Source organism: Stenotrophomonas sp. GD04024, assembly GCF_029837545.1.
Classification (GTDB): Bacteria; Pseudomonadota; Gammaproteobacteria; order Xanthomonadales; family Xanthomonadaceae; genus Stenotrophomonas; species Stenotrophomonas forensis.
The window spans coordinates 1-6176 of record NZ_JAOEDV010000134.1; the positions used below are offsets into that span (position 1 = coordinate 1).

5 protein-coding genes are annotated in these 6176 nt (G+C 33.7%); 1 reads left to right on the forward strand and 4 read right to left on the reverse strand.

Annotated features, from left to right (window positions below):
- Positions 1 to 104: 104 nt before the first annotated feature.
- From N7590_RS21655 to N7590_RS21670, 4 genes are read right to left on the reverse strand one after another with little or no spacing between them, the layout of a single operon-like run.
- Positions 105 to 1730 (reverse strand): SAVED domain-containing protein, encoded by a 1626-nt coding sequence (locus tag N7590_RS21655; protein WP_005006366.1) that lies wholly within the window; start codon positions 1728 to 1730, stop codon positions 105 to 107.
- Between the two features lie 2 nt (positions 1731 to 1732).
- Positions 1733 to 2233, reverse strand: coding sequence for a Mov34/MPN/PAD-1 family protein (locus N7590_RS21660; protein WP_005006362.1), 501 nt, complete (start codon positions 2231 to 2233; stop codon positions 1733 to 1735).
- On the reverse strand, positions 2218 to 3876 hold the full coding sequence (locus tag N7590_RS21665) for a ThiF family adenylyltransferase (protein WP_005006360.1): 1659 nt from the start codon (positions 3874 to 3876) through the stop codon (positions 2218 to 2220). The genes N7590_RS21660 and N7590_RS21665 overlap by 16 nt, the downstream gene beginning before the upstream one ends.
- Before the next feature lie 9 nt (positions 3877 to 3885).
- A complete protein-coding gene (locus N7590_RS21670) occupies positions 3886 to 4899 on the reverse strand; it encodes a nucleotidyltransferase (protein ID WP_005006358.1) in 1014 nt (337 codons plus the stop codon).
- A 731-nt stretch (positions 4900 to 5630) separates the two neighbouring features.
- On the opposite strand from N7590_RS21670, the gene N7590_RS21675 reads away from it, so the two are divergent.
- Positions 5631 to 6176: recombinase family protein (locus N7590_RS21675; RefSeq protein ID WP_279935887.1), on the forward strand; the 546-nt coding region annotated here is incomplete at its 3' end.

Below are 6176 nucleotides of genomic sequence, written 5' to 3' on the forward strand. Positions count from 1 at the left end.
CATAGTCTTAGATATTTATGCAACAAAGCCCCATTAGAGCTAAACTCCATTTACTAATGTCATATTTAAATCTAATGGTATGAAAGTACTATCAAATATACTGTTTAAATTACAGCGATTTCATTCTTGCTTCCATTATTTCGAATTTGAAGTCTTGGAACCATTGAATTATTTAAGTAATCATAAATAACCATTTCAGGATGATGCAGATCAAATGCTTGTCCAAACCATATACAAGCAGCATTGGATGCACATGGTAAGACATGAATTTTGGTAATTCCTTTATCTGTTAGACTATGAAATAACGCATGAATATCTTGCATGAAACTTAGTCCTCGTTCAGGATTTCTTATTGCTCCATTCCCCATATATTCTGGTTTAGCAGTAATATTAATTACCGGATGTCCTAATTCAACAGCCTTATTTTTAGAGGTTTCTGGATCAGCAGTGAGATTCAATCTAATAGTAATTTCAGTACAATCTTCTATTTCACTGAAATTATTAATTTCATACGCTTTGGTTGTACATATAAGATCAGGCCACATCCAACAACTTCCATCCCTATACATAAGCATAGGTATAAATTTCCCTTTATTTCCTAATTTACTTCCTAATGCTATTAGGCATGGCATAGGGCCGAAGCCAAAAATAGCTACTCTCTTATCATCAAATTTAGTTTCCCTAAGTAATTGTTCTGTTTGAACTTCAAATTCTTCTAAAAAATACTTTTTATAGAACTCATCAGCTGAAGCTCTTAAATGAGCTGGTAATGGTTCATGAATTAGTGTCTTATCTTTATGCAAAATAGATTTTAATGGGAGAAGGCAGCTTGCAATATCACGTCGTGAAGGAGACTGAGGAATATTGCGATTCACGGGCCAGAAAAATAAATACACTGGCATAGGAGTAAAGCTTAAAGAATCTAATAAATCTTCGCATTGTGCTGTGAAATTACTTCTCATTTGCGAGAGTCTTGAAGCTGTATATTCTGCGCCAGCAACTTTATCAATTAACCTATGATGTTTTTCACATAATAATAAAATATTCGTTGGATCATCTGATAGTTGATATGAGAAGAAGGGGATACCGCGAGTAGAATTTTCTGATGCTGCAACATTATGAGCTAAAACGCCATATGTACCTTCAAATCCAGTTATTTCATCTATGTTTAATTTTGCACCACATCCTTTAAACATACATCGGCCATGACTTGAGAGATAAATCTGGTTTTTATCTTTTTCAGATAAATCGTTACCCCTACCTGTAAGATGCTCAAAATCAAAAATTCTTTTTATGAAATATTCTAATTGGTTTACAGGGTTTGGTTTTTGTTTAGGAATCTTTCTAGGAACAAAATCTACATCTTTAACTTCGCTCTCTTGAGAGGAGGTTAAATTCCATGTTTCTTTTAACTTTTCAAAATCATGTAGAGTGTGGGCATCAATTATGTGACCTTGAAGAAAGCGTGCATAAATGGAAATTTTTTTGGCAAGCAATCTTCGGACAAAAGTTAAAGTATCATCATAATTGAGAATTATACGGAAAAAACTTTCAGGGCTTTTATTTTTCAATAAGACAAAAATTATATTTTTACGTTCTTCATCAACTAATACACCTAATGAATCTATACAAATATGCTTTAAAATTTCTTCTATATATTTATTTGCATTTGATAAATCATCTATTGCTGATAAAGAAGTCTGTAAACTTAGGGATGGGTCTAGTTGCATTTTCAATTTAACTCAATATAACCTAACAGTTTGATTTTAAAATTTTTTCTACCAATCCAGATTCCAGTTTTTACTCTTCCGATTATTAAATATAAAACTGGGTCATTAAGATTGGTAATGCCATTTAGAACAGTATCTATATCCCTTAAATCGGTTGGAGAGGGTGTTGGTACATCTTCAGGATGTGTATGCCATAGGCCTTGAAAATTATAGAATTTTTTAGATTCGTTCCAAGCTTGTATTAAAGCATATTGGTGGGACTTTGACCTAAAGAAAGACATACGTGTTTGACAGTCTCCTTCCATAGGAGAGGTAAAGCTTTCAATGATTTTAGCTTTAGTTTCTATGTCTGTTCTTCCAATTAGAATGCCACCCGATTCTGGAGAATCTGATTCTAATTGTATAAATTGCTTTAAACTCTTTAAAACATTTGCTTGAATAATAAAGACTTGGCCTGTAGGTGTGTCACATTTAATCCTCCCTTGAGTTATGTATTGCAACATGGGCATACTTCTTTATAAATTTCTTTTAAATTCAATATATTAATTCCATTTGAATTATTTACTGAATTATAAAAAGGGGTAGTAATTATTCCATTTTTATTTGCATTCTGATTGTCGCCAGAAATAGAAACAAATCCTAATTGTTGATTCAGGACATATTCAGAAATATAGCTTGCTAGCTTCATGCAATTTAAAGAAGAGAAGGGGGTAAATGCACCAGCACACCCTGTAATATTTTTAGCAATTAGCTGTCCAGATTGTACATATTTATACATAGGGGTAAGACTTTTATTTGATTTTTCATCAAAATATAAGCAGTTTAAACATCCTACATGTTTATTATTGAAAGAAATAAAATGTCCACCTAAATCATAAGGTTCTAACCAGCCTATTATTACTTGAATGTTTGCACTTATTTCATAAATAGTTTTTACGAGAGAAATCTCAGTAGGAGTATGGCCAATTGCTATGATGATAGTATCAATATCTTCAGTAATTTTTGATTTTATCCAGCTTTCACCATGGCTTACGAATGGAAAAATAGTTAATCCGGGCCTTTCTATTAAAAACTTATTAGCTAAAGAAGTAGATTTATAGGTATTAACATACTGCAAACCTAAAGAATGACGATAAATATTATCTGTTTTTAAAAGCTCTGGATCTATGAAAGAAAATTTATTTACGCCTGTTTGAGCTAATATCTCTGCAATCTTTGAGCCTAAAGCCCCACATCCGATAATCGCTATATGTCTTGTTTTTTTCTCTTGCCCCGTTCTATTTAATAAATAATCTATCCACGCTCTTTGTGTTAAAGAGACTTTAAAGCCTTTGAAGGATACTTTTTCTTTGAAAGAATACCAAATGGCATAATAAAAAATCACATAAGCAAATCCATGTTCATTTGGAATTCCCACTAGGGCATAATGATTGCCTTGTTTTAACAAAGATCGTTTGTTCTCATTAGAGAGGGTATTAACAATTTTTAGAAAATAGTCCTCATTAAAATAATCTCCTATATCTGGTATGGGGAAAACAGAAGCATCTTCTAATAATATCTTATGAATTTTTACTTTTGTGAGCTGGTTGTGGTTTATGTAAGAACTATCGCCATCATCAATATGCTCTAATATTTGATGATTCCCTTTTGATGATTTTCTTAACCAACCATATAAATTAAATGTAGAAGTAGGGTCGCAATGTAATATTACATCCTCATTTATATTTTGAGTGCTGCCTAAATATCCTTCTAGTTCGTTATACAAGCTTACTCGGTTGTTTAATTGAAAATTAATAAAAGATTGCTTGAGTATATCTATAGCCCTTTCAAAGAATTCAGTAATAAGTTCTTTATGTCTATAGCCTTCAAAGTTTTCACCTTGATGATCCGTAGTACAAATTTCCCCACTTTGACTCACATGATCTAAGGCAGACATTGGTCGTGTCAATATTCTAAAAATGGGAGGTATCGTCCAATTAGCTCTATTTTGAAAAATTAGACCAAGGCAAACCTGTTGTGTATTAATGAGAAAATCAAATTTTAGATTAACCCAATCCTTAGTAATAGAAGTGACATGGATATTTTGAGCTCCATGTTCACTTAATAGCTTTTCAATATTGTCTAACTTTGGGTTATCAAAAAACATTGAGTTTTCCTAAGCAGATTTTCCTTCTTGAGTGTAATAAGTTTGTACTACTGGTTCGGACACTTCTTGTATTTCAGGGATAGGGAATTGTCTTCCAAAAGTTTTATTTAAAATTTTGCAAGCTTCTACTGTATCAGTTTCCTCATTTACAGCTTCTAAAGATGATTTTAAATCTTCAAGTTTTGATTTTAAGTGCTCCATTTGTTTTCGGGTCAATTTTTCGAGTAAGTCTACACCTTGATGTGCAGGTAAATTAATTACGAGTCTGAAGTAATACTCGTTATTTTCTGGATCAATGCTAAAGGTAGTGAATTGATCTAATACATTATTTACTATAGAAAGTAATACCTTATTATCATTCTCATAATCTTCAGCTGTTATATGCTCATATACAGCTGTAGTGATAGCAATACTCTTAAAAAAATCTAGACCTTTCTCATTTCGCCATTGTTTCAAGTAGCGAGTACATCGTCTAAACTGATGACGTAAATCTGAATCATCTTCAAATTTTCCCAAAATTGTATCGGTAAGTTCAGTAGGATTTGAAATATCCCAAGTCTTAAGGTCTTCAGAGGAGAATTCCTTACCTCGAGCTAGATACATATTGCCTTTGTCGTCTTCAGCGTAGATGGGCAGATCTACATGATAATCGGGACTACCATTTTTGAGATAAGTGACAGTTACGCAAGGTCGTTTGATCGTTACAGTTCTATTTGAATGAGTTAAAGCATCTCTAACAATTTTTTTAATTTCTACTGAGCCATATTCCTCTTTGTCACAATCTAATAAAACTCCTACATCAATATCATAATCTCCATTCTTAGGCTTAATCCCTGTGCCCAAGGCATAACTACCTTGATTAAAGTATTCAACAAATTGAGGACCATTTGGATCCTTTTTGAGTTCATCTTTTAAGGTGCTAATCAAAAGGTCACGTTTTTCACGTAATGTACTTTCTTCGTCATAACGACCTAATCGAATATTTGTGTGGAACTTAGCATAGTGTTTTTGTGGATTCGCCATATTGTTGTATTCCTGTAGTGCTTTTGTTGTTATGGGGATCTCCTATATTAAATACAAGTTAAGACATTAAAAAAAATAGAATTTTTAAAGGGAAAATTTAATCAAAAAATATTTAAACAAACGATGAGATGTATCAATCTCCAATTTTTAGCATTCCTTCCCAACTAAAATAGTTTTGAGTCAAATTCTTTCTGGACATCGCCCATACACGACCATGCATCTTGCAAGGTCCAATTACGGCATCGCCACCACAGAGTAAAAAGAATGTTCAAAATAAACAGTCTAAAAATTCTGAATAGCCTTTTAGAACAGAGAGTTAAGGCACACAATTTAAAATAGTCAGTGAGCCTATCAAAATCCTCATGTATGAAACCTAAGAAGTTCCACATTTTTCTGGGTATACAAGCCTAAATTTTATGGAAAGAATTCATATGCTGCTCCTTTAGCTAAAAGAGTATTCAGCTTACGATTCGTGGTTATTTTCAACAGTGCCTTCTGGTAAGGGTCGGCACCTGCACATCAAAAAAATCTCCCCCCAGAGTACGGCTGTTTCTATCGGGGGTAGAATATTCATTCTGTTACTTTAGACTATACCCTAAAGTTACAATCTGAAAGTTCATGAAATTATGTATCATTTAAATGATTTTTAATCATAAGTAACATGTAACTTTGATATTAAAGATTTATAATTTACAAAATTGTTCATTTTTATCCAATTGGGGCGAGAAAGAGTGAAAGGCCAAAAAGTAGGTTATGTGCGAGTGAGTTCGGTCGAGCAAAATACTGGGCGTCAACTTGAGGGGATTGAAGTCGACCGGATTTTTGTTGACCGTGCTTCAGGTAAAAATACTGACCGACCTAAATTTCAGGAAATGTTGAACTATGTCCGGGAAGGGGACAGGGTGATTGTACATTCCATGGATCGTTTTGCGCGAAGCCTGAAAGATTTGGTCACTGAAGTAGATAAACTGGTCAAACGAGGGATTGCCATCCAGTTTGTAAAAGAAAATATTACTTTTACGGCCGAATCCACCCCGTTGGATAATTTGATGCTGCAATTGATGGGTGCTTTTGCACAGTTCGAACGTGAGATCATTTTAGAGCGGCAAAAGGAAGGAATAAAACTCGCCTCTGCTCAGGGGAAGTACAAAGGTCGGGTGCATAAACTAAAGCCTGACCAAGCTGAAGCTTTACGACAAGCATGGAAGGAGGGGAAGTATCCATCGAAAATGGCATTAGGGAAAGCTTTTGGGATTAGTCGTCAGGCGGTATACCGA